This window comes from Vibrio sp. 10N.286.48.B8 (assembly GCF_003050085.1).
GTDB classification, from domain to species: domain Bacteria; phylum Pseudomonadota; class Gammaproteobacteria; order Enterobacterales; family Vibrionaceae; genus Vibrio; species Vibrio crassostreae.
This window is the reverse complement of record NZ_PIGD01000007.1, coordinates 132427-157586: the sequence shown is the minus strand read 5'-3', so window position 1 is coordinate 157586 and position 25160 is coordinate 132427. Positions and strand designations below refer to the sequence as shown.

The 25160-nt window shown below is 45.5% G+C and carries 25 protein-coding genes and 1 other RNA gene; 7 read left to right on the top strand and 19 right to left on the bottom strand.

What is annotated here, in order from left to right; all coding sequences use genetic code 11:
* Positions 1-4: 4 nt before the first annotated feature.
* From CWO08_RS10850 to rsmI, 5 genes are all read right to left on the bottom strand, one after another.
* Positions 5-1762, bottom strand: coding sequence for a penicillin-binding transpeptidase domain-containing protein (locus CWO08_RS10850; RefSeq protein WP_048658027.1), 1758 nt, complete (start codon positions 1760-1762; stop codon positions 5-7).
* A complete protein-coding gene (gene ftsL / locus CWO08_RS10845; RefSeq protein ID WP_017056040.1) occupies positions 1759-2076 on the bottom strand; it encodes a cell division protein FtsL in 318 nt (105 codons plus the stop codon). Before ftsL ends, CWO08_RS10850 begins: the two co-directional genes overlap by 4 nt.
* Positions 2077-2079: 3 nt before the next feature.
* Complete coding sequence (rsmH, locus tag CWO08_RS10840; RefSeq protein ID WP_076651094.1) at positions 2080-3030, bottom strand: 16S rRNA (cytosine(1402)-N(4))-methyltransferase RsmH; 951 nt, start codon at positions 3028-3030, stop codon at positions 2080-2082.
* 228 nt (positions 3031-3258) lie between these two features.
* An RNA gene (gene rnpB, locus CWO08_RS10835) (RNase P RNA component class A) lies at positions 3259-3698 on the bottom strand.
* Positions 3699-3875: 177 nt separating this feature from the next.
* Positions 3876-4742: a 16S rRNA (cytidine(1402)-2'-O)-methyltransferase gene (gene rsmI, locus CWO08_RS10830; RefSeq protein ID WP_048609684.1), complete on the bottom strand. Its 867-nt coding sequence runs from the start codon at positions 4740-4742 to the stop codon at positions 3876-3878.
* Between the two features lie 61 nt (positions 4743-4803).
* Here rsmI and CWO08_RS10825 point away from each other — a divergent pair, with 61 nt between their 5' ends.
* Genes CWO08_RS10825 through CWO08_RS10810 form a run of 4 tightly spaced genes read left to right on the top strand, consistent with a single transcriptional unit; the run spans position 4804 to position 8221 of the window.
* Positions 4804-6621: a penicillin-binding protein activator gene (locus CWO08_RS10825; RefSeq protein WP_108020424.1), complete on the top strand. Its 1818-nt coding sequence runs from the start codon at positions 4804-4806 to the stop codon at positions 6619-6621.
* Positions 6608-7006, top strand: a complete 399-nt coding sequence (locus CWO08_RS10820) for a YraN family protein (RefSeq protein WP_102432167.1) — start codon at positions 6608-6610, stop codon at positions 7004-7006. The genes CWO08_RS10825 and CWO08_RS10820 overlap by 14 nt, the downstream gene beginning before the upstream one ends.
* Before the next feature lie 2 nt (positions 7007-7008).
* Positions 7009-7599 carry a phosphoheptose isomerase gene (locus CWO08_RS10815; protein ID WP_004729817.1) on the top strand — a complete coding sequence of 197 codons (591 nt, stop codon included), beginning with the start codon at positions 7009-7011 and terminating at the stop codon, positions 7597-7599.
* Between the two features lie 16 nt (positions 7600-7615).
* The gene (locus CWO08_RS10810) at positions 7616-8221 is read left to right on the top strand and encodes a BON domain-containing protein (protein WP_048658024.1); all 606 of its coding nucleotides are present in this window, start codon (positions 7616-7618) and stop codon (positions 8219-8221) included.
* Between the two features lie 91 nt (positions 8222-8312).
* Here the strand turns inward: CWO08_RS10810 and sspB are convergent, their stop codons facing one another.
* From sspB to zapE, 8 genes are all read right to left on the bottom strand, one after another.
* Positions 8313-8807 carry a ClpXP protease specificity-enhancing factor gene (sspB, locus tag CWO08_RS10805; RefSeq protein WP_017072808.1) on the bottom strand — a complete coding sequence of 165 codons (495 nt, stop codon included), beginning with the start codon at positions 8805-8807 and terminating at the stop codon, positions 8313-8315.
* A gap of 6 nt (positions 8808-8813) precedes the next feature.
* The gene (gene sspA / locus CWO08_RS10800) at positions 8814-9449 is read right to left on the bottom strand and encodes a stringent starvation protein SspA (RefSeq protein ID WP_009848943.1); all 636 of its coding nucleotides are present in this window, start codon (positions 9447-9449) and stop codon (positions 8814-8816) included.
* A 97-nt stretch (positions 9450-9546) separates the two neighbouring features.
* Complete coding sequence (locus CWO08_RS10795; RefSeq protein WP_048658023.1) at positions 9547-10284, bottom strand: cytochrome c1; 738 nt, start codon at positions 10282-10284, stop codon at positions 9547-9549.
* Positions 10281-11546, bottom strand: a complete 1266-nt coding sequence (locus tag CWO08_RS10790; RefSeq protein ID WP_009848941.1) for a cytochrome bc complex cytochrome b subunit — start codon at positions 11544-11546, stop codon at positions 10281-10283. The genes CWO08_RS10795 and CWO08_RS10790 overlap by 4 nt, the downstream gene beginning before the upstream one ends.
* Positions 11546-12136: a ubiquinol-cytochrome c reductase iron-sulfur subunit gene (gene petA / locus CWO08_RS10785; RefSeq protein WP_010434692.1), complete on the bottom strand. Its 591-nt coding sequence runs from the start codon at positions 12134-12136 to the stop codon at positions 11546-11548. Before petA ends, CWO08_RS10790 begins: the two co-directional genes overlap by 1 nt.
* A gap of 330 nt (positions 12137-12466) precedes the next feature.
* Positions 12467-12859 (bottom strand): 30S ribosomal protein S9, encoded by a 393-nt coding sequence (rpsI, locus tag CWO08_RS10780; RefSeq protein ID WP_004740758.1) that lies wholly within the window; start codon positions 12857-12859, stop codon positions 12467-12469.
* A gap of 13 nt (positions 12860-12872) precedes the next feature.
* A complete protein-coding gene (gene rplM / locus CWO08_RS10775) occupies positions 12873-13301 on the bottom strand; it encodes a 50S ribosomal protein L13 (RefSeq protein WP_010434689.1) in 429 nt (142 codons plus the stop codon).
* 247 nt (positions 13302-13548) lie between these two features.
* Complete coding sequence (zapE, locus tag CWO08_RS10770; RefSeq protein ID WP_048662655.1) at positions 13549-14652, bottom strand: cell division protein ZapE; 1104 nt, start codon at positions 14650-14652, stop codon at positions 13549-13551.
* A gap of 219 nt (positions 14653-14871) precedes the next feature.
* Between zapE and zapG the strand changes: the two genes are divergently transcribed.
* The 3 genes from zapG (at position 14872) to degS (ending at position 18033) form a co-directional block, all read left to right on the top strand.
* Positions 14872-15327: a Z-ring associated protein ZapG gene (gene zapG, locus CWO08_RS10765; protein WP_017629363.1), complete on the top strand. Its 456-nt coding sequence runs from the start codon at positions 14872-14874 to the stop codon at positions 15325-15327.
* 127 nt (positions 15328-15454) lie between these two features.
* Positions 15455-16810 carry a Do family serine endopeptidase gene (locus CWO08_RS10760; RefSeq protein ID WP_102480616.1) on the top strand — a complete coding sequence of 452 codons (1356 nt, stop codon included), beginning with the start codon at positions 15455-15457 and terminating at the stop codon, positions 16808-16810.
* 158 nt (positions 16811-16968) lie between these two features.
* Entirely contained in the window at positions 16969-18033 is a 1065-nt protein-coding gene (gene degS / locus CWO08_RS10755; protein WP_102480615.1) for an outer membrane-stress sensor serine endopeptidase DegS, read from the top strand.
* 116 nt (positions 18034-18149) lie between these two features.
* Here degS and parC read toward each other — a convergent pair whose 3' ends face one another.
* The 6 genes from parC to nudF all read right to left on the bottom strand — a co-directional run bounded on the left by parC (position 18150) and on the right by nudF (position 25111).
* Positions 18150-20408, bottom strand: a complete 2259-nt coding sequence (parC, locus tag CWO08_RS10750; protein WP_048658018.1) for a DNA topoisomerase IV subunit A — start codon at positions 20406-20408, stop codon at positions 18150-18152.
* 3 nt (positions 20409-20411) lie between these two features.
* Complete coding sequence (gene parE, locus CWO08_RS10745) at positions 20412-22292, bottom strand: DNA topoisomerase IV subunit B (RefSeq protein WP_017061428.1); 1881 nt, start codon at positions 22290-22292, stop codon at positions 20412-20414.
* A 239-nt stretch (positions 22293-22531) separates the two neighbouring features.
* Positions 22532-23137 carry an esterase YqiA gene (gene yqiA / locus CWO08_RS10740; protein WP_108020423.1) on the bottom strand — a complete coding sequence of 202 codons (606 nt, stop codon included), beginning with the start codon at positions 23135-23137 and terminating at the stop codon, positions 22532-22534.
* A 15-nt stretch (positions 23138-23152) separates the two neighbouring features.
* Positions 23153-23977, bottom strand: a complete 825-nt coding sequence (gene cpdA / locus CWO08_RS10735) for a 3',5'-cyclic-AMP phosphodiesterase (protein WP_102432172.1) — start codon at positions 23975-23977, stop codon at positions 23153-23155.
* A gap of 59 nt (positions 23978-24036) precedes the next feature.
* Entirely contained in the window at positions 24037-24477 is a 441-nt protein-coding gene (locus tag CWO08_RS10730; RefSeq protein ID WP_004736016.1) for a DUF1249 family protein, read from the bottom strand.
* 4 nt (positions 24478-24481) lie between these two features.
* Entirely contained in the window at positions 24482-25111 is a 630-nt protein-coding gene (gene nudF / locus CWO08_RS10725; RefSeq protein ID WP_048658015.1) for an ADP-ribose diphosphatase, read from the bottom strand.
* Positions 25112-25160: the final 49 nt, after the last annotated feature.

Genomic DNA, 25160 nt, shown 5'->3' with positions numbered 1-25160 from the left:
GGCTCTATTCTTGAAATTTGTTTTCATCAGCAGGGACATTGAGAATTTGCAGTGCCCCCTTCATGATTTCAGAAAAAACGGGAGCTGCGACTGAACCGCCATAGTAAAGGTCACCTTGAGGTTCGTTAACCACAACAACCAGCGCGACTCTTGGGTCACTAACAGGGGCAAAACCTGCGGTAATTGCAATGTATTCATCACTGTATCCGCCCGCTTCAGCCTTACGAGATGTACCAGTTTTGGCTGCAACTCGGTAACCTGGGACTGCGGCTCTTGTTGCCGTACCGCCTTTTTGAGTCACCCCCTCTAGCATATTCAACACCAGCTCCGCGTTTTCACGCTTGATGATCTGCTTAGAAAAGTCTTGGTCGTTACTCTTAATAATATGAATCGGTTCATACATGCCTTTGTTGGCTAGCGTCGCATAAGCATGCGCTAACTGCATCGGCGTAACTGACAAGCCATAACCGAATGATAATGTTGCAATTTCAAACTTAGACCAACGACGACGATTCGGGAAAATGCCACTGGTTTCACCAATTAGATTTAACCCAGACATCTCGCCAAGACCAACCGAGCTGTACATTCCAAGCAAGGCTTCAAGTGGCATGTTAAGTGCTAATTTCGCCACACCGATGTTACTCGACTTCTTAAGGATTAAAGCTAAATCAGCCTTACCCACTTTAGAAGAGTCTCGTACACGGCTACCACCGATCTGCATGATGCCGTTGCCGGTATCAATAACGATATCGGGATCAGCAGTACCATTCTCTAACGCTGCCAAAACCACAAAAGGTTTCACGGTAGAGCCGGGCTCCATCGCATCGGTAAGTACGCGGTTACGCATCTTAAAGCTTTGTAAGTCAGCACGATTGTTCGGGTTATAAGAAGGGGCGTTAACCATCGCCAATACAGCGCCGGTTTTTACATCCAACAAAATCGCAGAGCCAGAAGTCGCCTTATGATCGGCCACCGCCTGTTTAATCGCTCGGTAAGCGATCGCTTGCAATCGTTGATCGATCGTTAGCTCGAGTGGTTTGCCTTCTTCACGTTCTTCTAAAGCAATGTTTTCAACAACACGTCCGTAACGGTCTTTACGAATCGTCCGCTTACCCGCCTCGCCCGTAAGCCATTTGTCATAGCTGCGCTCAACGCCTTCTAGACCGTGCCCATCTATTCCTGTCACACCGATAAGATGTGCACTGACTTCGCCTGCAGGGTAGTAACGTCGAGATTCCGCTTTCAGGCCAACACCCACCAGCTTAAGCTCACGGATATACTTAGCCATTGCAGGGCTAACTTGTCTTTGCAGGTAAATAAATCGACGGGATTTGTTGCTAGAGATCTTGTCGATCATCGACTGTCGCTCTAAGCCAAGTACATCGGCTAGCGCGTACCAACGATCAATTTGAGCCATACCATTTTTATCGAAAATCGTTTTTGGATCGGCCCATACCGCCTCAACTGGAACACTCACAGCAAGCGGCTCGCCATTGCGGTCTGAGATAATACCGCGAGCAGAAGGAATTGCCTTAACACGTACCGAGCGAAGGTCGCCCTGACGAATTAAGTTATCTGGTTCAATAATTTGAATGTAAGCCACACGGCCAACAAGTGCAGCAAAGGCAAGAAACACGAAAGCAATAACGACGTTGAAACGCCATTTAATCAGAATTGGATCCGAATCCTTTTCGCTCTTCACACGCTCTTTCGTTGATTTCTTAACGGGTTTTGCGGGTGCTTTTTCCTTTTTACCGGTCATTTCAGTGTGATCACAACTTCTTTGTCAGAGTCTGGACGTTTCATGTCTAGCTCTCTTTTTGCCGATGCTTGAACGCGGCTGTGTTCAGCTAGAGCCGTCTCTTCAAGCATTAAATTTCGCCACTCATCATCAAGCTGTTCTCGCTCCACCAACGCCGTGTCTTTTTGCGTGATCGCCTGACGTGACATATGTGTCGTAAGAACGACCCCCATGGCACTCGCGAAGATACAGATAAGAAGCACCAACGGGACCTTGCCCACGGAGATCAAATCAAAAAATATTATCTTGGCTAAGTTAGGCTTGGAGGTCTTCATTGACTATAGCTTTTCTGCGATTCGTAGTACTGAACTGCGCGAACGAGTATTCTCATCCACTTCGCCTTTCGATGGTTTGATCGCTTTACCAACAGGTTTAAGATCAGCACTGCCTAGCGCTTTGATCTGCTCTTCTGTTAGTGGCAGGCCATGTGGTACTTGCGGGCCTTGGCTCTCTTTACGGATAAAGCGCTTCACCATACGGTCTTCAAGTGAATGGAAGCTGATAACCGACAAACGGCCTTCAGGAGCAAGAATGCTTGCTGCGCCTTTTAGGGCTGTATCGATCTCTTCAAGTTCGCTGTTGATGTAGATACGGAAGGCTTGGAAAGCACGTGTTGCTGGGTGCTTTTTCTCTTTGAAGCTTTTTGGAGCCACATCCGAGATAAGCTTAGCCAGTTGACCAGTGCGCGTTAGTGGTTCGTTCTCTTCATTCTCTTGATAAGCAATAATGCCCTTCGCGATACGACGAGCGTGTTTGTCTTCACCGAACTCACGAATAACCCATGTGATGTCATCAAGATCGGCTTCAAGTAGCCACTGAGACACAGGAATGCCAGTTGTTGGGTCCATACGCATATCAAGCGGGCCGTCTTTCATGAAGCTAAAGCCACGCTCAGCGTCATCCAACTGTGGTGAAGAAACACCTAAATCCAGTAAAACACCATCCACTTGACCGACTAAGTCATAACGCTCTGCATATTCAGCCATACCTGAGAATGGGCCGTGAATAATCGTAAAGCGAGGGTCATCGATCTTTTGCGCTTCTGCAATCGCTTGTGGATCGCGGTCGATACTAAAGAGTCGTCCATTCTCGCCCAGTTTAGACAGGATTGTACGGCTGTGACCACCACGGCCAAAAGTACCATCGATGTAGGTACCGTCAGGTTTGATCGCAAGTCCGTCAATAGATTCGTTAAGCAATACTGAAATATGTTTGAATGCTTCTGTCATAGTCTTCTCAGTGAGTGGATTGAGCCATTAGTGCGGCAATAATTTGTTCTATTAACGTTTTAGTGTACTGATTTCACGCCGTATCTCCACCATATTGTGTATAGGCTTTGGGAATTTTTGACCCAAGCTCATATCAGGGTGAAGGATTCTAAGGAAATCTAAATAATTTACGTCAATATAAAGCAAAAAACCCATCACTACCGTTAAGTAATGATGGGTTCTTTATATAGGTGGAGTTGACACATACGCCGGGTTCTGTTCCGCTTGCGCGGCGGTAACCATTCGTCTAGGCCTGCAATCGCTCACAGGCTCAAGCAATCTACCCGCCCCCATACGCGAGCAACGCAATGTGAGGGCCTATTTGATCTTGCTCCGGGTGGAGTTTACCTTGCTACGAACTGTTGCCAGTCGCACGGTGCGCTCTTACCGCACCCTTTCAGCCTTACCTGTGCCCCTTCCGAAGAAATGAGGCCATCGGCGGTCTTCTCTCTGCTGCACTTGTCGTGGGCTCGCGCCCCCCAGACGTTATCTGGCACCCTGCTCTATGGAGCCCGGACGTTCCTCCCCTCTACCAGTCTCCCGAAGGACTTCAACGTCAGTTTCCCGAAGGACCTCAACGTCAGTCTCCCGAAGGACATCAGCAAAGCAGCGATTACCCGTTCAACTCCGAGGGCGGATTGTATAGAGATTAGGGAGCAGTGTCTAGCGAGATCACAAATATGGTGCAAACCTCTAAGCAACTGCGGGAATTTTACACAATTAAGACAAAAAAAGAGGAATGACGGCAACACCATCATTCCTCACAAGCTTTTTCAACAAAGGCTATCTACTCTATAAATAGGTATCTAGTTGTCTAGATGCTCTAGGCCCCATTTGTATAAAGCGTTCTTTTTCAAGTTATAGATTTCTGCTGTCATTGCAGCCGCTTTTTTAAGGGGTAATTCTTTGGTTAGGATACCCAGCGTGCGAGTCGCTTCGTCTGGCAGTTCTGTGCTCGCTTCTTCACGGTGACCATGAATCAATAACACCATCTCACCGCGCTTACGGTTCGAATCCTCTTCAATCCAATCAATCAGCTCACCCAATGGCAATCCTTGAATAGTTTCGAATGTCTTAGTCAACTCACGCGCCAACACAACTTCGCGGTCTGGGCCTAAGATCTCAAGCATATCTTGTAGAGAATCTGAGATGCGGTGCGGTGACTCGTAGAAGATACAGGTGCGTTCTGCCTTTGCGATCTCTAAGAACTTGTCTTTACGGCCTTTGCTCTTCGGCGGTAAGAAGCCTTCAAAGCTGAAACGATCAGACGGTAAACCTGAAGCACTCAATGCAGTAATAACAGCACAAGCACCAGGAAGTGGCACAACTCTCACACCCGCTTGACGACATTGTGAGACAAGATGGTAACCTGGGTCACTAATTAAAGGAGTACCCGCATCAGAGACTAATGCGATAGACTGACCTTCTAATAACCTTTCGACTAGAACTTGCGCTTTAGTTTGTTCATTATGATCATGTAAAGCGAACGTTCTGGTTGATATATTGAAGTGAGCAAGCAGCTTACCCGTGTGGCGTGTGTCTTCGGCTGCAATAACATCGACACTTGATAAAATTTCAATTGCTCTTTGAGTGATATCTCCCAAATTTCCGATTGGGGTTGGCACAATGTAGAGAGTTGGGCTCTCTGTGAGCAAGGTTTTGTTATCTGTCATTTGTTTACCATCACTTCAACGATTAATATAGATACAAATTTATACGGAATTTAAAGAACTCATGGCAACGATGAACCATAAGAGACTCAGTGTACCACGCTTACTAACTCCAATTGCATTAGCAATTACATTGGCGGCTTGTTCTTCAGGTCCTCAAACACCAACGAGCGTAGATATTACACTAGATCCAGTGCAATCAACTGAAAGTTACATGATGCAGGCGGATAGTAGCAAAGGAAGTCTACAAAACGACTGGTTAATCATGGCGCTTAAGGCTTCTGTGCAAGCTGGAAAAACCGATCAAGCAACTCTGCTGATCAAACGCTTAGCAAAACAAGAGCTGAGCGAAACGCAACAAGCGGAATGGCAATTAGCGCGCGCTCAACTGCTAGTGAACAACTCGCAGCCGGAGCAAGCTTATAGCCAACTGAACTTCCAGCCTTGGTGGAAACTTCCGAACGAGCAGTGGAAAGATTATCACGAGCTACGCGCGAACATTTCTGAAATGCAAAGCGAGTATTTTGAGGCGAGCCGCGAGTTAGTTCTTTATTCAGAATATCTAGACGCTGACGACGAGCTCCAACAGCAAGCTGCTGACCGTATTTGGCAGAACCTAAATAGCTACTCTCAATATGAGATTCTAGAGCTTAAGACGTCGCCTACGGAAGACGTTCTTGAAGGTTGGTTACAGCTGGCGATTTACATGAAGACGCTGAACTCGAACCTTCCAAACCTACAGGAAACCCTGTCTGATTGGCTAGCTGAGAATCCTCAGCACCCAGCAGCGACATATACACCTCAGGCGATCACGGACATCTTAGCGCTAGAGATCAGCAAGCCAACCAGCACTGCACTATTACTGCCTCTAACCGGCAAGTACGGCAAGCAAGCACAACTTGTACGTGACGGTTTCATCTTTGCGATGATGAATGACAAAGAGCGCGAAGAAGATGCAACGCTGACGGTAATGGATACCAACCTGCAAAGTGCGGCTGAGATTAAAGCGACACTGGAAGAGAACAACGTTGATTTCATCGTTGGCCCGCTGATTAAGACCAACATCACTAAGCTTCAGCAAGCGCAGAAAAACCACGAGAACTCGATTCCAGCTTTAGCTCTGAACATTCCAACGCAACTAGAACCTGATACCAATATTTGTTATCTCGCTCTATCGCCAGAGCAAGAAGTCGCTCAGGCAGCGAAACACCTATTTACTCAAGGTTACAAGTACCCGCTTATCCTTGCGCCAAGAGGACGCTTAGGTGAGCGTGTTGAGCAAGCGTTTAAAGAAGAGTGGAAAAAATACAGCAGCAACGATGTTGCTATCAGCTTGTTCTCTGACAAACGCCAACTACAACGCAATGTGAATCAGGTATTCGGCTTGCAAGAGAGCCAACAGCGTATCGCTCAAATGGATGGACTACTTAACCTAGACCTTGAAACTGAGCCACGCAGCCGTCGTGATATCGATTCTGTCTACATTGTGGCTAAGAACTCAGAGCTAACGCTCATCAAGCCCTTCATTGAAGTTGCAATCAACCCAGATGCAAGCCAACCAGCTCTATTCTCAAACTCACGCAGCAACAGCGGTGATAAGCAGTATGAAGACCTAACCGGTGTGTTCTACAGCGATATCCCACTATTGGTTGAGAATAAAAACGAGCTTAATCAAGAGCTCAACGACCTATGGCCTGCACACTCAAACGGCCAAAAGCGTCTGCAAGCACTGGGAATGGATGCATACTACCTAATGGATGCACTGCCACAGATGAAAGCCGTACAGGGTTACAGCATTCCAGGTGAAACCGGCGTGTTAACCATCGATAACAACTGTGTGGTTCAACGTGAAATCAGCTGGGCGGAGCATGGGGCTTTTTAGTCGAAATTTCCTATCCAAACCAACAATCACCCACAAACAAGTGGGTGATAAATACGAGACCGTGGCAAAATCTTATCTGATTAACCACGGTTTATCGTTAATAGAACAAAACTTCATAGCAAAATGTGGTGAGATTGATCTTATAATGCGCCATAACAATACGGTTGTGTTTGCTGAAGTAAAATACCGCAAGCAAACCCGCTACGGACATGCCGCTGAAATGGTGACTGCCAAGAAGTCACAGAAGCTACTCAAAACAGCCAATGTTTGGCTGATGCAGCAAGGCTTGTCGGTGCACTCTACAGATTTCAGGTTTGATATTGTTGCCATTGAAGGGCCGAATGACAATATAGACTGGATTCAAAACGCGATTACCCAAGGATAAACATGCTAGACAGCATTAAAGAAAGTTTCACAGAAAGTATTCAAATCCAAATTGCGGCTGCAGAAGCTCTGCCTGACGCAATCACGCATGCCGCTCAAGCAATGGTTGCGACCTTGCTTAACGGAAACAAAATTCTTTGTTGTGGTAATGGTGGTTCAGCGTCGAATGCTCAGCAATTTGTATCGTGCCTACTCAACCGATTTGAAACAGAGCGCCCTAGCCTTCCAGCGATGGCACTCACAGCAGACAACACTACGCTCACAGCTGTGGCTAACGACTACCACTATGAAGAGATCTTCTCTAAGCAAGTGCGTGCGTTTGGTCAAACTGGCGATATTCTGTTGGCTATCTCGACTAGCGGTAACAGCAAGAATATCATCAAGGCAATGGAAGCGGCGGTAACGCGCGACATGACAATCATTGCCTTTACCGGTAAAGATGGTGGCGAGATGGCAGGTCTGCTTGGTGAACACGATGTAGAAATTCGTATTCCTTCACACCGTACAGCGCGCATTCATGAAGTACATATGGTGACGCTACACTGCCTATGTGACCTAATCGATCAAGTACTCTTCCCTGCTCACGAAGAGTGATATACGGAGCATCACAATGAAATCATTAACCTCTATGAGGCTGTTTAAGCTGATTAGTGTTTCGCTACTTACACTGTCTCTGTCTGGCTGTGCTGGCATTTTCATTGCTGGTGCGGCAACCACAGCAAATCTAGTCACTGACACGCGAACCACCAAAGAAATTTGGAACGACAACAATATCGAATTTGAAGTTGCAGCTATCACTAATAAACAACCCTACCGTGGTAGCGTGCGTGTCACTGCAAGTTCTTACCGCGGCTCTGTGGTGTTAATGGGGCAAGCAAAAACAGACGCTGAACGTCGTGCTTTTGAGAGCCAAGCCAAAGAAGTAACCGGTGTCGAAAGCATACATAACCAGATTCGAGTGAAAGAGCCATTATCGGTTAGCGCGATTAGCAAAGACAGCTGGATTACGACTAAGGTGAAGTCAGCTCTGCTTGCTAATGCTGAGCTTAACGGCATCAAAGTAAAAGTAATTACTGAGGACTCAGAAGTATTCCTGCTTGGACTGGTCACTCGAGAGCATGCTGATATCGCAACAGAAGTTGCGCGTAACATATCTGGCGTAAAGCAGGTCATTCGAGCATTTGAATATGGTGAAGAAGAGACGGCTGTTAACTAGCCTTAAGTCAGTCAATTAAATGCTATTTACCAGAAAAGAAAAAGCAGCGACGAGTCGCTGCTTTTTTATTTGATTCGTTATTTAACTAACGTTATTTGATAACACGAAGGCTTGGGCGACCTTTCGCTGGACGAGGTGGCTCAGGATCTGAGTCAGGCTCTTCAGCATCTACGTCTGCCGTTGCTACGCTCAAAGATGGGCCTTTTTCTGGTTCTTCAAAAGGACTTTCTTCAATCCCTTCTTCAAACGCTTCCATGTAAGCCTCTTCAGGTTCAAACATGGTACCAGCACCATTTTCACGAGCATAAATCGCTTGTACTGCGTAAAGCGGAACGATCACAGAGTGTGGACGACCACTAAAGCGAGCACTAAACGTCACAGCTTCGTTACCCAGTTCAAGTTGTCCAACCGCACGAGGCGCGATGTTCAGAATGATCTGACCATCTTGAACAAACTCTTCTGGAACTCGCACACCCGGCAATGTTGCTTCAACAACAAGGTGTGGAGTTAATTCGTTATCAACCAGCCATTCATAAAATGCACGAAGCATATATGGTCGGCGTGGAGTCATATTAGAAATATCCATAAACGCTTAGCGAACAAGTCGCATCTCACGCTCAGCTTCAGTTAGAGAAGCTAGGAATGAATCACGTTCGAATACGCGGTTCATGTAAATCTTAAGCTCTTTAGAACCAGGACCAATTAGTTCGATACCAAGCTCAGGTAAACGCCATAGTAGCGGAGCTAGGTAACAATCAATTAGGCTAAACTCTTCGCTCATGAAGTATTCATACTCAGCGAAGATAGGAGCAAGAGTCAGTAGGTCGTTGCGCAGTTTAACGCGAGCTGCTTCAGATTCTTCAGCATTGCCTTTAACGATCTTCTCTGCAACTGAATACCAGTTACGCTCAATGCGGTACATCATTAGACGACTGTTACCACGAGCAACCGGGTATACAGGCATCAATGGTGGATGAGGGAAACGCTCATCTAGGTATTCCATGATGATCTTTGAGTCATATAGAGCAAGCTCACGATCAACAAGAGTAGGTACTGATTTGTACGGGTTCAGTTCAACAAGCTCTGCTGGTAGATTTTTTTCATCAACCAACTCAACTTCAACACTTACGCCTTTTTCAGCAAGAACGATGCGCACCTGATGGCTATACATATCAGAAGCACTTGAGAAAAGAGTCATTACAGAACGTTTATTGGCAGCTACAGCCATGGAGCCCTCCAGTACACTTTAAATAAAAACAATGGAGGCCTAAAGCCTCCATTGAACATTAACATAATTTGGGAATTAGCACGGTATTATAGCACAATTAGTGCACATCACGCCAATACTCTTTCTTCAGCAAAATCACGATGATAGTGAATATTACTAAGAAGGCCATTACCCACCAACCCATAGCGTGACGCTCAAGTTGAACTGGGTCGCCCGAGTAAACCAAAAAGTTAACAAGGTCACGAACCGCTTCGTCGTATTCACCAGCACTTAGTTCACCAGAACCGTCAGTTTCAGTACCAACAACAACCGTCACTTCCTCGCCATCTACCATATGCGTATCGTAGATTGGTGTTGGGATACCTTGTAGCTCTTCAAGAACGTGCGGCATACCTACACTTGGGAAAACAATGTTGTTCACGCCAAACGGACGAGACGGATCTTCATAGAATGTACGAAGGTAAGTGTACAGCCAATCTGCGCCACGAACACGAGCAACCAAAGTTAGGTCAGGTGGCGGAGCACCAAACCAACTTGCCGCTTGCTCAGAAGGCATAGCGTTAACCATCAAGCTACCAATTTTCGCCTCTGGGTCGAAAATCAGGTTTTCCTTCATTAGATCAACAGGGATCTCTAAATCATTCGCAACACGTTCATAACGCTGGTACTGCGTTGAGTGACAAGCGAAACAGTAGTTCATGAACATCTTAGCGCCATTTTGCAATGAAGCTTTGTCTGTTAAGTCATTGTTCGCTTTGTCTAATGGTACGTTTGCACCCGCTGCCATCGCCAATGACGGCAACATAGCAAATAAAATTACAATCCACTTTTTCATTTGAATGTCACCCTTTCTGGTAATGGTTTCGTCGCTTCATTTTTACTGTAGAACCACAGTAGAACGAAGAACATGAAATAACCTAAGCTAAAGATTTGAGCCAGTAGCGTGTATGTTGGCGTTGCTGGAAGCGCACCAAGTACACCAAGCGCAATAAAGCTTATTGTGAATTGGATGATGTTAATCAAATGCAGTTTGCTACGGTAACGGTAAGAGCGCACTTTACAACGGTCGAACCATGGCAATAGGAATAACACAACAATAGATGCACCCATTGCTACTACACCTAGCAGCTTATCAGGAACAGCACGAAGTACAGCGTAGAACGGCGTGAAGTACCAAACTGGAGCAATATGCTCAGGTGTTTTCAGCGGATTCGCGGCTTCAAAGTTAGGCGGCTCAAGGAAGTATCCACCCATTTCTGGGTTAAAGAACAGCACGTAACAGAACAAGAATAGGAAACCAGCAACACCTACCATGTCTTTCACCGTCCCGTATGGGTGGAAAGGAATAGAGTCGATGATGTCGTATTTCTTAGTGTAATCCTTATGGAATGGGAACTGAGTTTTGTAATCGTCGCCCATTGTACCTTTAGGAAGCTTAGTCTCGATACCATCTGGGTTGTTCGAACCCACTTCGTGCAGTGCTAGTACGTGAAGTACGATAAGTAGCAGAAGTACGATTGGTAGAGCGATAACGTGCAGTGCGAAGAAACGGTTCAGCGTTGCACCAGATATGATGTAGTCACCACGGATCCAAAGCGTTAGGTCATCACCAATAACAGGAATCGCACCAAACAAAGAAATGATTACCTGAGCACCCCAGTAAGACATTTGACCCCATGGTAGTAGGTAACCCATGAAAGCCTCAGCCATAAGCACTAAGAAGATCAACATACCGAAGATCCAAAGTAGCTCACGAGGTTTTTGGTAAGAACCGTAGATTAGGCCACGGAACATATGCAGGTAGATAACAACGAAGAATGCCGAAGCACCCGTTGAGTGCATGTAACGCAGTAACCAACCGTATTCCACATCACGCATGATGTATTCAACAGAAGCAAATGCACCCTCACCTGACGGTACGTAGTTCATTGTTAGCCAAATACCCGTAAGAATTTGGTTAACCAGTACCAACATTGCTAAAGAACCGAAAAGGTACCAAAAGTTAAAGTTCTTAGGCATTGGGTATTCAGATAAATGCTTTTTATAAGCATTCATCGCGGGTAGACGTTTCTCTACCCAATCAAGCAATCCTTGCATTACGCGTCTCCCTCGTCCACACCGATCATGATCTTAGTGTCACTCAAATACATATGCTTTGGTACAACAAGATTCAATGGAGCTGGTACGCCTTGGAATACTCGACCTGCCATATCAAACTTTGAACCATGACAAGGACAGAAGAAACCAGACTTAACACCCTGAACTTGCTCTGCAAAAGAATCCGGCAGGTAAGTTGGAGAACAACCTAAGTGCGTACAGAAACCAACAGCAACGAAGAATTCAGGCTTAATTGAACGGAACTCGTTCTGCGCGTATTCAGGTTGTTGTTCAGCTTCAGATTGAGGGTCACGAAGTTGACCACCGATCGCTTTTAGGTTCTCTAGTACCGACTCAGCACGGCGTACAACCCATACAGGTTTACCTTGCCACTCGACACGAACCATTTGTCCCGGTTCTAACTTACTGACTTCCACTTCCACCGGCGCGCCCGCAGCTTTCGCCTTGGCACTCGGATTCCATGATTTAATAAAAGGCACGGCTACAGCAGCTGCTCCTAAACCACCAACAACGGCTGTTGTTGCGGTTAAGAAACGCCTGCGACCGTTATTTAAAGGCGCGTTGCTCATCCAAACATTCTCCCATTTGCTCCTTATGGATTGAAATAATTCCGATTAAAGAGCATGGCTAACAAAATATGTATTTAGTTCTATTTATTGACGGCAAATGATAAATAAAACCCTACTTTTTGACAAGATAAAGCTACCTTTTTGTAACAATCATGAGGCAAAGCGCACATTGGGTTACAAAAGCTTTCAAAATATAAGAATTTAGAAATAAAACGAGGGAGGGAAAGCGTTTAGAGGGGATATAAAAACAAAAAGCCCGGCATATAGCCGAGCTTTGAACCACAATTCCAGTCGTAAAACTGGGAGCGTGTACTTTTTCGTAAAGAAAAATTAACGCTTAGAGAATTGAGGTTTACGACGTGCTTTACGTAGACCAACTTTCTTACGTTCAACGCAACGAGCGTCACGAGTAACGTAGCCAGCTGCACGTAGAGCAGGACGTAGAGTTTCATCGTACTCCATAAGAGCGCGAGTGATACCGTGGCGGATTGCGCCAGCTTGACCAGAAATACCACCACCAGAAACAGTGATGTAAAGGTCAAGTTTCTCAGTTAGTTCAACTAGCTCAAGAGGTTGCTTAACAACCATACGAGAAGTTGGACGACCGAAGTAAACATCAAGGCTACGCTTGTTGATTACGATCTCACCAGAGCCTGGTTTGATGAAAACACGAGCTGCTGAGCTTTTGCGACGACCAGTGCCGTAGTATTGATTCTCTGCCATTTTCATAATCCCCTTAGATGTCTAGTACTTGTGGCTGTTGAGCAACATGGTTGTGCTCAGTACCAGCGTACACTTTAAGCTTACGGTACATCGCGCGGCCTAGAGGACCACGTGGAAGCATACCTTTAACTGCTAGTTCTAGAACCATTTCTGGTTTCTTAGCAATTAGCTTTTCAAAAGTGATAGTTTTAAGACCACCTGGGAACTCAGAGTGACGGTAGTAAACCTTACCCTTAGCTTTGTTACCAGTTACAGCAACTTTCTCAGCGTTAACAACGATGATGTAATCACCAGTGTCTACGTGAGGAGTGTATTCTGCTTTGTGCTTGCCGCGTAGGCGAGAAGCGATTTCACTTGCTAGACGGCCAAGAGTTTTGCCTTCAGCGTCTACAACATACCAGTCGCGTTTTACAGTTTCTGGTTTAGCAACGAAAGTTTTCATGCTAATAATTACCTATTTAAAAAATTTACACTTAAGGAATACTCGCGTATTCCCACTGTCTAAGAGTTACCATTCATCACCCCTTCGAGTGTTGGAAAACTCTTGGCATAACGTGATTTTACTCATCGCTAGAGGCCCGCAGTAACGGTAGGTCGCAGGATTATAGAGAAGAGCGAAGAAAAAATCACCTCTTTTTGAACAAAATCACGATTTTTTTAATTCTATTTCTTATTCGAGATAATCAAAGCTAACTTAAGTGTTCTTTTGCCAAATATTCATGGCTCTGCATTTCAATTAAGCGCGATTGACAACGTTTAAATTCAAACTCTAGCTGACCATGGGTGTATAGCTTTTCTAGCTCCACTTGCGCTGAAATAATCAGTTTCACATTGCGCTCATAGAACTCATCAACTAATGCAATGAAGCGCCTTGCAGCATCATCTGAAGTCGCCCCCATTTGCAATACATCCGCCAATAGAACCGTGTGATAAACCCGAGACAACTCAATATAGTCGTTCTGGCTACGAGCCGACTGACAAAGCTGAGCAAAAGTACCATGCAACACACCATCACTCGCTTCGACTACTTCTAATTGACGGTGATTAACCTCAATCTGCTTAAGCTTCTCTTTATCTTCACCTACGAGCTGAGCGTAATACTTTTCGAGATTGATATTCGCTTGGCTATCTAGCGGGTAATGGTAAATCTCTGCCTGCTCTAAAGTACGCAGACGATAATCAATACCGCTATCAACATTAAGAATGTGGCAGTTGTCTTGAATAAGCTTAATGGCAGGTAAGAAACGCGCTCTCTGTAACCCGTTACGATATAGATCCGCAGGGGGAATATTAGAGGTCGCGACCAAGATAACGTTGCGAGCGAACAACTCTTGGAACAAAGTTCCTAGGATCATCGCATCAGTGATGTCTGAAACAAAGAATTCGTCGAAACAGATAATGTCCGCTTCTTCCTTCAACTTGTCTGCCACTAAAGGCAATGGATCGCTAACATTACCTAGCGCCTTTAGTTCATCATGAACTCGATACATAAAGCGATGAAAGTGAACCCGCATTTTTTTAGTGGTCGGTAAGGCGTCGTAGAACGTATCCATTAGATAAGTTTTACCGCGCCCTACGCCTCCCCAGAAATAGAGACCTTTCGGTGGCTGTGGCAATTCTGGTTTTTTGCCCAATAATTTCTGGAATCGAGTTAGTTGAGGAATAGGCGTATTCATGTAATCTTGGAATTGATGAAAGAGTTCATCTAAAGACTTAACTGCTTGCTCTTGTGCTGGATCTCTTTGAAATCCATGTTCTTTTATATCTTGTTCGTATTTTTTAATGGGATTCATGACGACATTTCCACAATGAAAGCGATATCAGACAGCAAATAAAAATGAGCCCAAACAGTACGAGAAATAACGTAACGTGGTGAATAATGCAGCATCAAACTGCTAACTAGCGCACACGCATTTCTCTTTATACTGCGGCTTTCTCATAGTACCATGGAGCCGTATCACGTGTAACTAAGCAGTAACAAACATGTTAAAAAACAATAATAAGGAGCTGTTATGCCTTGGATGTATGCCGTTGCCGGTTTACTAGTCGGAGTTATTTTAGGGGTCGCCATTTCTCGTCTTATGACACCTGAATACAAAAAACAAAAGAACGTACAGAAAGAATTAGATAGCGCAAAGTTTGCCCTAGAACAGCAGCGACAAGAGCTGGCTGACCACTTTGCGAAATCAGCAGAAATGTTGGACACCTTAGGTAAGGACTACACGAAACTGTACCAACACATGGAAAAAACAAGCTCAGAGCTGATTCCTAACCTGCCAGAGCAAGACAACCCGTTTGTAAAAACAGCCGCCGCTCATTCGGACAAATCACAAGATAAGCCTTCAATTAAAGAAGCGACACTTGAGGAACAACCGAAAGATTACGCGAATGGCGCAACCGGTTTATTTACAGAACAGAAGAAAGAGATCATTGATGCTCCTGATGTAGTGACAGCAAAAGCATCATAAACATTTAACACTTCTGTGAACTTTACAAAGGTTTTTGAGTCATAACTTTCACTCAGGTCATTTGAAACTTCTCATACTTATTACACGTAGTGAGAGGGGTAAGACCTTAACTAGAGAGGAGTTTATGATGAAAAAACCTTTGCTTGCTTTATCAGTACTGACTTTAAGCTTAAGTTCAATCATCACCCCCATTCAAGCAACGGCCGCACTACCATTAAGTGTGGGTAATGAACAATTACCAAGCCTCGCGCCTATGCTTGAACAAGTGACCCCCGCTGTGGTTAGTATTGCCGTAGAAGGCAAACAGGTACAACGCCAGCAAATCCCTGAACAATTCCAATTCTTTTTTGGTCCAGAACAAACACGAGAGCGCCCATTCCGCGGATTAGGCTCTGGTGTGATCATTGATGCCAAGAAAGGCCATATCGTGACTAACTACCATGTGATTAATGGTGCTGACGATATCAAAGTAAAACTTCATGATGGTCGAGAATACGATGCCGAACTTATCGGTGGCGACCAGATGTCGGATATCGCGCTGCTTAAACTAGAAGAAGCCAAGAACCTTACTCAGATAAAAGTGGCAGACTCAGACAAGTTAAGAGTTGGTGATTTTAGTGTCGCAATTGGTAACCCATTTGGACTTGGTCAAACCGTGACATCAGGTATTGTTTCTGCGCTTGGTCGTAGCGGCCTGAATCTAGAGAACTTTGAGAACTTCATTCAGACCGATGCGGCAATCAACAGCGGTAACTCTGGTGGTGCGCTAGTTAACCTCAACGGTGAACTGATTGGTATCAATACTGCCATTCTTGGCCCTAACGGAGGTAATGTCGGTATCGGCTTTGCAATCCCATCCAATATGATGAAAAACCTGACAGAACAAATTCTCGATTTCGGTGAAGTAAAACGCGGCATGCTGGGCGTTCAAGGTGGAGAGATCACCTCAGAACTAGCAGAAGCACTCGGTTATGAATCAAGTAAAGGCGCCTTCGTTAGCCAAGTCGTGCCGGACAGTGCAGCCGATGATGCAGGCCTGAAAGCGGGTGACATTATTGTCTCTATTAATGGTAAACGTATTGATACTTTCAGTGAATTAAGAGCTAAAGTCGCTACACTCGGTGCAGGTAAAGAAATCGAACTGGGCGTGGTTCGCGACGGCAAGAACAAAACCTTTGATGTGACTCTGGGTGAATCAACCAACAGCAAGACACAAGCTGAAAAACTGCATGAAGGCTTAGCTGGTGCAGAGCTCACCAACACAACAGACAGCGACTCAGCAACGGGCGTGAAAGTGTCAAGTGTGGCTCAAGGCTCACCAGCAGAAGCTTATCAACTTCTCAAAGACGACATCATTATTGGCGTCAATCGCCAAACCGTTAAGAACCTTGCTGAATTTAGAGATATTCTTGAGAAACAGCCGGGCGTACTAGCGCTAAATATCCAACGTGGCGACAGAACTATCTACCTCGTTATTAGATAGTCATACGTCAACGTAATAACAGGGAGGCTCGGTAAGTTTGCTTTAAACTTACTCAGTCTCCCTTTTCTTTAGATGAATCAAAATGCTATGCTTCACTAGTAATCAAGTCAGTCATCCATCTACGGAGGCTTCACACCTTACTTGTTGAAGAGGGAAACATGCTGTCCTTTCTATTTCGTTCTATTTCCCTTGGACTCGTTTCAGCGGCTCTGATTCTTCTCGCTTTTCCAAGCTTAAGACCAGCTATTGTTGCAGATGTCACTAACCCTAAAGTCGACAATATTGGCTCTCTTCAGATTTCATTCAATCAAGCAGTACGCCGCGCGGCACCTGCTGTGGTTAATATTTATAGCCGTAAATACGCCGAAGATGATCGTAACAAGCTACTGACTCAAGGTTTGGGGTCTGGGGTGATTGTTAGCGAGAAAGGCTACATCATTACCAACTTCCATGTTGTGGCTCAAGCAGACCAAATAGTTGTGGCCCTTCAAGATGGCCGAGTAGCAGCAGCGCAACTTGTCGGCTCAGACAAACGCACCGATATCGCGATACTGAGAGTCAGCGGTGACAACCTACCAGTAATCCCATTAAACCCAAGCTACAAAGCCAATGTTGGTGATGTGGTACTGGCGATAGGTAATCCATATAACCTAGGTCAAACAACAACCTTTGGTATCATCTCTGCAACTGGCCGCTCTTCGATCAGTGCTGATGGTCATCAAGCCTTTATCCAGACCGATGCAGCAATCAATGAAGGTAACTCAGGTGGTGCACTGGTGAATTCACAAGGTGAGCTAGTCGGTATCAATACCGCCTCTTTCCAACAAGCTACCGACATGGAAACCTATGGGATCTCATTCGCTATCCCCTATCCGCTTGCTAATAAAATCATGGAGAAGATCATCGCCGATGGCCGTGTAATTCGTGGTTATATCGGTATCGATGGACAAGACATCAACTCTGTCACCTCACGCATGTTGGGTACTAAGAATATCGGCGGTATTGTTGTGTTAGGTATCGATCCAAATGGCCCCGCTGCGGATGCCGGTTTTGAAGCTCAAGACATTATTGTCAGTATCAATAATAACCAGGTAAATGGTCGTCAGAGTGTGATGGATACTGTTACTGATTTGCGTCCAGGTACCGAGATTGATGTGGGAATCTTACGCCAAGGTGAAAACAAAACCCTCAAAGTGACAATTGCTGAAGATACTCGCCTGTAGAACAAACGCTGTTAGCAGTGGTTCAAGCTGCTAGATTTAAGCTGCTAATAAACAAATACAAAAAACCCAGCTCACAGGCTGGGTTTTCTTTTATCTAAAGATAGTATCAGGTATCTCTACGATTCACTTGGCTCTTCGATATCGATGCGAGTCACTCGCTGTAAACCTCTTGGTAGTAGGCCACCACGGCGACCACGTTCACCACGGAAGTTTTCAAGATCTGCTGGTTTCAAGCCAAGCTTGCGTTTACCGGCGTAGATAGTCAGCGTCGCATTCTCTGGGATAGCCATCAAGTGCGAGACAAACTCTTCACGCTCTTTTGCTTTCGCCGAAGGGATGTTGATGATCTTGTTGCCTTTACCCTTGCTCAACTGAGGTAGGTCTTTAATAGGGAACAACAACATACGGCCTTGGTTAGTAATCGCCAGAATCTGGTTACTGTCCAAGTCAGCAATAGGGCTTGGCATCATCACTTCAGAAGCTTGTGGCAAGTTAACCAACGCTTTACCGCTCTTGTTCTTAGACAGCAGATCGCTACCCTTACAAACAAAGCCATAACCAGCATCAGAACCGACTAACCATAATTGCTCATTCTCTCCCATCACCACTTGGCGAATAGAAGTACCAGGGCTGACGTTCAAGCGGCCTGTAATTGGCTCACCTTGGCTACGTGCCGACGGTAATGAGTGTGATTCAAGGGAGTAGCTTCGGCCATCACTGCCAAGGAACACCGCTTGTTGATTACTCTTACCCTTAGCGCTCGCTAGGAATTTATCACCTGATTTATAGTTCAAGCCTTCAGCATCAACCTCATGCCCTTTGGCATGACGAATCCAACCTTTTTCAGACAACACAACTGTGATTGGTTCGCTTGGTACTAAGTCACGCTCTGTTAGCGCTTTCGCTTCAGCACGCTCAATCAGAGGTGAACGACGATCATCGCCGTATTTATCCGCATCTGCTTGGATTTCTTTCTTGATCAGCGTATTCAAGCGACGCTCTGAACCGAGTAGCTTTTCAAGCTTTTCACGTTCAGCTTCAAGCTCTTCTTGCTCAGCTCGGATTTTAAACTCTTCTAACTTAGCTAAGTTACGAAGTTTAATATCAAGAATCGCATTAGCTTGAACTTCAGAAATGTTGAAACGGCTCATTAGAACAGGACATGGTTCGTCTTCTGTACGAATGATCTCAATCACTTCATCGATATTAAGATAAGCAGCAAGTAAGCCTTCTAAGATGTGCAAACGTGCCAGTACTTTATCTAAACGGTACTGCAAACGACGACGAACGGTTGTGCGGCGGAACTCGATCCACTCTTTCAGGATTTGAACTAAGCCTTTAACCTGAGGACGGTTATCCAAACCAATCATGTTCAAGTTAACGCGGAAGTTTTTCTCTAGATCCGTCGACGCGAACAGGTGACTCATCAATTGATCACAATCGATACGATTCGAACGAGGAACAACAACGATACGCGTTGGGTTCTCGTGATCAGATTCATCGCGCAAGTCGTCAACCATTGGCAGCTTCTTAGCGCGCATCTGGTTAGCAATTTGCTCAAGTAACTTTGCACCTGACACTTGATGAGGCAGAGCCGTGATAACAATATCAGAGCCTTCCTTGTGCCAAACCGCGCGCATCTTGATGCTGCCACGTCCAGTACGGTAGATCTTTTCGATATCCGATTTCGGAGAGATAATCTCAGCTTCTGTCGGGTAATCTGGACCTTGAATGAAACCCATCACATCTGAAAGCTCAGACTTAGGCGTATCAATTAGGTGAATGGCTGCATTAGCGACTTCACGCACGTTGTGTGGTGGAATATCGGTCGCCATACCTACCGCGATACCCGTGATACCGTTAAGCAGGATATGTGGAAGACGAGCAGGCAACATTTGAGGCTCTTTCATCGTGCCATCAAAGTTTGGTTGCCAGTCAACAGTGCCTTGACCTAACTCGCCCAGCAGAACTTCAGCAAACTTAGACAGTTTTGCTTCGGTATAACGCATTGCAGCGAACGATTTCGGATCATCAGGAGCCCCCCAGTTACCTTGACCATCTACCAATGGGTAGCGGTAAGAGAACGGCTGCGCCATCAATACCATCGCTTCGTAACAAGCAGAGTCACCGTGTGGGTGATACTTACCTAATACGTCACCAACGGTACGTGCTGATTTTTTGTATTTCGATGCAGCCGATAAGCCCAGCTCAGACATCGCGTAGATAATACGACGCTGTACTGGCTTCAAGCCATCACCGATATACGGCAATGCACGATCCATGATCACGTACATTGAGTAATTTAAGTAGGCATCTTCGGTGAACTTGCGCATTGGCAGCTGTTCAACGCCATCATATGTAATTTCGTTAGACATCCATTATACCTCGGCCATATCACCGTTAGTCTGTAGCCATGTACGGCGATCATCTGCACGTTTCTTACCAAGCAGCATGTCCATCATCTCGTTAGTCGCTTCGCTGTCATCAATCGTTAACTGAACAAGGCGACGAGTGTTTGGATCCATGGTGGTTTCACGCAACTGAAGTGGGTTCATTTCACCCAGACCTTTGAATCGTTGCACGTTGATCTTAGCTTTCTTCTGCGATAGTCGCTCAAGCACACCGTCTTTCTCTGCGTCATCGAGTGCGTAGAACACTTCTTTACCGCAATCGATACGATACAGAGGAGGCATTGCCACATAGATATGGCCCGCTTCAACCAAAGCATGGAAATGGCGAGTAAACAATGCACATAACAGTGTCGCGATATGAAGACCATCCGAGTCCGCATCGGCAAGAATACAGATCTTACCGTAACGCAGGCCTGATAAGTCATCGTTGTCCGGGTCGATACCCAGAGCTACCGAGATATCGTGCACTTCTTGCGAAGCCAATACTTGGTCTGCCGACACTTCCCACGTATTTAGGATCTTACCGCGAAGTGGCATCACCGCTTGGAACTCACGGTCACGCGCTTGTTTAGCAGAACCACCCGCCGAGTCCCCTTCCACGAAGAAGATTTCAGTACGGCTTAAATCTTGAACCGAACAATCCGTTAGCTTACCCGGCAGTGCTGGGCCTGAGGCGATTTTCTTACGCACAACCTTTTTGCTTGCGCGCATACGGCGGTGGGCATTCGCAATACAAGCTTCTGCCAACTGTTCTGCCAGTTGTGGCTTTTCGTTCAGCCACAGGCTAAAGGCATCTTTTACCACACCAGAAACAAACGCAGCGGTTTGACGCGAAGACAAGCGTTCTTTTGTTTGACCTGCAAACTGCGGATCTTGCATCTTCACCGATAGTACGTACGAACAGCGATCGAAAATATCGTCGCCCGTTAGCTTAACGCCGCGTGGTAACAAGTTCCGGAATTCACAGAACTCACGCATTGCATCAAGCAAACCTTGGCGAAGACCGTTTACGTGTGTACCACCTTGTTTAGTCGGTACTAAGTTCACATAACTCTCGGTGATCATATCACCGCCTTCTGGCTGCCAGATGATCGCCCAGTTTGCCATTTCGGTTTCAGCAACGAATTCGCCAACATAAGGTTCTTCAGGCAGTAAGGTATAACCTTTCACGCCTTCGGCAAGGTAATCTTTTAGGCCATCTTCATAGAACCATTTATGCTCTTCGCCACCGACTTTGTCGATAAAGGTAATTTCTAAACCTGGGCAAAGCACTGCTTTTGCACGTAGATTGTTAATCAGACGAAGTGTCGAGAATTTAGGGCTATCAAAGTACTTAGGATCAGGCCAGAAATGTACTGATGTACCACTGTTACGATGACCACAAGTGCCCGTTACAGTAAGCTCTGTTACTGCATGACCGCCTTCAAGTGCGATCTCGTGAACCTGACCTTCTCGGCGTACGGTCACTTCAACACGTTTTGACAGCGCGTTTACTACCGAGATACCTACACCGTGCAGACCACCAGAGAACTTGTAGTTGTTGTTCGAGAATTTACCACCAGAGTGGAGCTTTGTTAAAATCAGCTCAACACCTGAGATCCCTTTTTCTGGGTGAATATCGACAGGCATACCACGGCCGTCATCGGTAACTTCTAACGATTGGTCTGCATGAAGCACAACTTTGATTTTCTTAGCGTGTCCCGCTAGTGCTTCATCGACCGAGTTATCAATGACTTCTTGGGCAAGGTGGTTAGGTCTTTCTGTCTCGGTATACATTCCTGGGCGGTGTCGCACAGGATCGAGACCTTCAAGTACCTCGAGGTCTTTTGCATTATATTGTTCAGTCATAATACGGAGTTTACTCAAAAAGTTTGCGTCAGTTCGCTGGCTCCAGTTTCACTAAAGCAGAATCATTACTATGAACCGTCATAGTAGAGCGAACGAGCGAAGTATTGGGGAATATAGTCTGGAAGCTGAGTAATGATGTCAAGCTAGTTCAAAAACTAAGACATCAAACTATGATATTTCACCATTGATAGATGAAATAACAGGCAAACAAGAGAGAATCACTTGGTTGGTGGAACAGATTAAAGATTTAGAAAGGTGATGATTTGTTGTGGGTAGCGTTCAAAATCAACAAAGCTATGATCCCCGCCCTCTTCTACTGTCTGTGTTGCACCTTGGTACTTCTCTACCGCTTGTCGGTAATCCAGAACTTCGTCTTCCGTTTGCTGAAGTAACCAGAAGTCGCTCGGCTTAGCGATAGCCGAAACCTCTAACGCCTTCAGTTCATCAATATGTTTTGTTTCCAGTACATATCGTTCATCTGTGTATGGGTTTACTTGTTCACCTAAATAGTCAGCAAGAAGCTCATACGGCTTCACTGCAGGGTTTACAACCACCGCTTTAAAACCATAGTGGCTATTCAGCCATGTTGAAAGATAGCCACCTAGTGAGCTACCGACCAACGCTATCTGATATTGCTCTTTGTATTGCTCCACCAGCTGTTGCAAATGAAGTGCCGCTTGCTGAGGGAAACTCGGCAGTTGAGGCGTTACGACTTTAATATCAGCGCGATGCTCCGCACAGTAATCTGCCATCACATTCGCTTTATGGGAACGTGATGAACTGTTAAACCCGTGAATATAGAGAAGCAGCGATGGCTTAGTCGCTTGCTGATTAGAGCCTAACATCAATAACAACCTTCATTAATAACCAGCGGCTTCAAAATCAGGCAAGAACTGCCCATGAGGCAAACGACGAACTTGCGTGCTGACCGTTCCGTCTTGATGTAATTCAATCTCTCTCCAGCCCGGAGACAAAGTATCTACCGCGAAGTCATCTGAGTTAGGTTTGAATTGCACACAAGTCGACGGTGTTGCCATGACTTGTACACCATAATGATCTCGATTCATGTCTTGATGAACGTGACCACACAATACTGCTTTGACATTGGTGTGCTGTTGAACCACATCCCAAAATTGATCGGCGTCTTTTAGGTTATGCTGATCCAACCATGCACTGCCAACCAGCAATGGATGGTGATGCAATAGAACCAAAGTATTACGTTCAGGGAATTCCGTCAGCTTTTGTTCTAACAGATCAAGCTGTTGATCGCTAAGGCGACCATGAGGCACACCAACCACCTGCGAGTCTAGCATCACCATCTGCCAGTTATCGCCTAGCAAGACATGCTCAACACACTGTATTTGTGGTGATGGTAAAACACTGCCCATATTAGGCTTAAAGTCATGGTTCCCTGGCAGCCAATAGCATGACTTTTCCAAAGGTTGAATCCCTGACTCAAATTTCTGGTACGACTCAGCACTGTGATCTTGAGAGATATCACCGGTTGCTAAAATCGCTTGATAGTCAAAACCCTGACTAACAATGCCATCGACTACAGCACGAAAGCTATCTTGAGTGTTGATGCTTAATAAGCTGCCATTGCTCGGCGCAAACAAATGCGTGTCCGTTAGCTGCACAAGCTTAATAGTGCTCTCATCAAATTTTGAAGTGTGTGATAATTCCAAAATAACAAATCCAGATACGTTACTGTTTAGACTTTAAAAGTGTTGATAAATAGGCTCAATTAAAAGGTAATTGGGGTTCGGCTGATACCCGTTTTTAAACAAAACGTTAACCATTCCCCAAGAAATTTATTCAATTGAAATTTCTCGTCCTTTTGCAGAAGCTTAGTGTTGGGATAGTCATATTTCGCTTTGACTCTTGAAAAATCCCCGCTAGCGCACACTTCTGCAACTCGAGCGTCGTGGTATAGCCTGACAGACATTTTTGGCAAAGGAAACACTGGCATCGCGTCACTCTGACATATATCTATTAATGTGGTGTATTTTGTGACCTCATTCACTGTCAATTGATACACCATATTAACGGCTTGGTAACAGCGAACGTCACCAACTTCATGCCCAACCGGTAACAAAGCGTTCAGTTTGGCATAGTTCGTCTCGTAAACTCGCATCAATTCAGCAAGATCAACATGATACGGTTTCTTGACTGCTATATTTGGCATGACGTTAATCTATCCACTCTGACTGTAATTCTTGGTAGTTCAATTGTAGCCACTGTAGCGCAATGATCGTGGCTCCATTTTCAAACACACCGTCTTTTACCAACTGATAAGCAGTTTCACGACTCATCACTTGTACGCGAATGTCTTCACCTTCGTAGTCCAATCCGTGTACCCCTTTGGCTGTCGTTGCATCAACACAGCCAACAAAGACGTCAAGCTTTTCTGAGCAACCACCAGATGAAGGGTAATACGAAGTAATAGGCAACACAGATCCGACTTCGACCCCGGCTTCTTCCATCGCTTCACGACGAGCGACATCTTGTGGTGATTCATCGGTATCAATGATCCCAGCAACAATTTCGTATTGCCATGGGGTCTCATGCTCTAGAGCACCGACACGGATCTGTTCGACGATCACAACTTCGTCACGCACAGGATCATAAGGTAGCAAAGCAGCAGCATGTCCACGCTCAAACATCTCACGCTCTATTGGTTGGCTCCAGCCGCCCTCAAACAGTCTATGTTTAAATGTGTACTTAACCATTTTGAAAAAACCACGAAACAGCGTCTCTTTTGAGACTATTTCCACATCTTGCGGAGTAAACTCATGTCGTTGATTGTCATACTGTTGCATTTGGTACCTCACTAAGTGATCTTTATAGTTTACTCATTGTCCGAGTTAA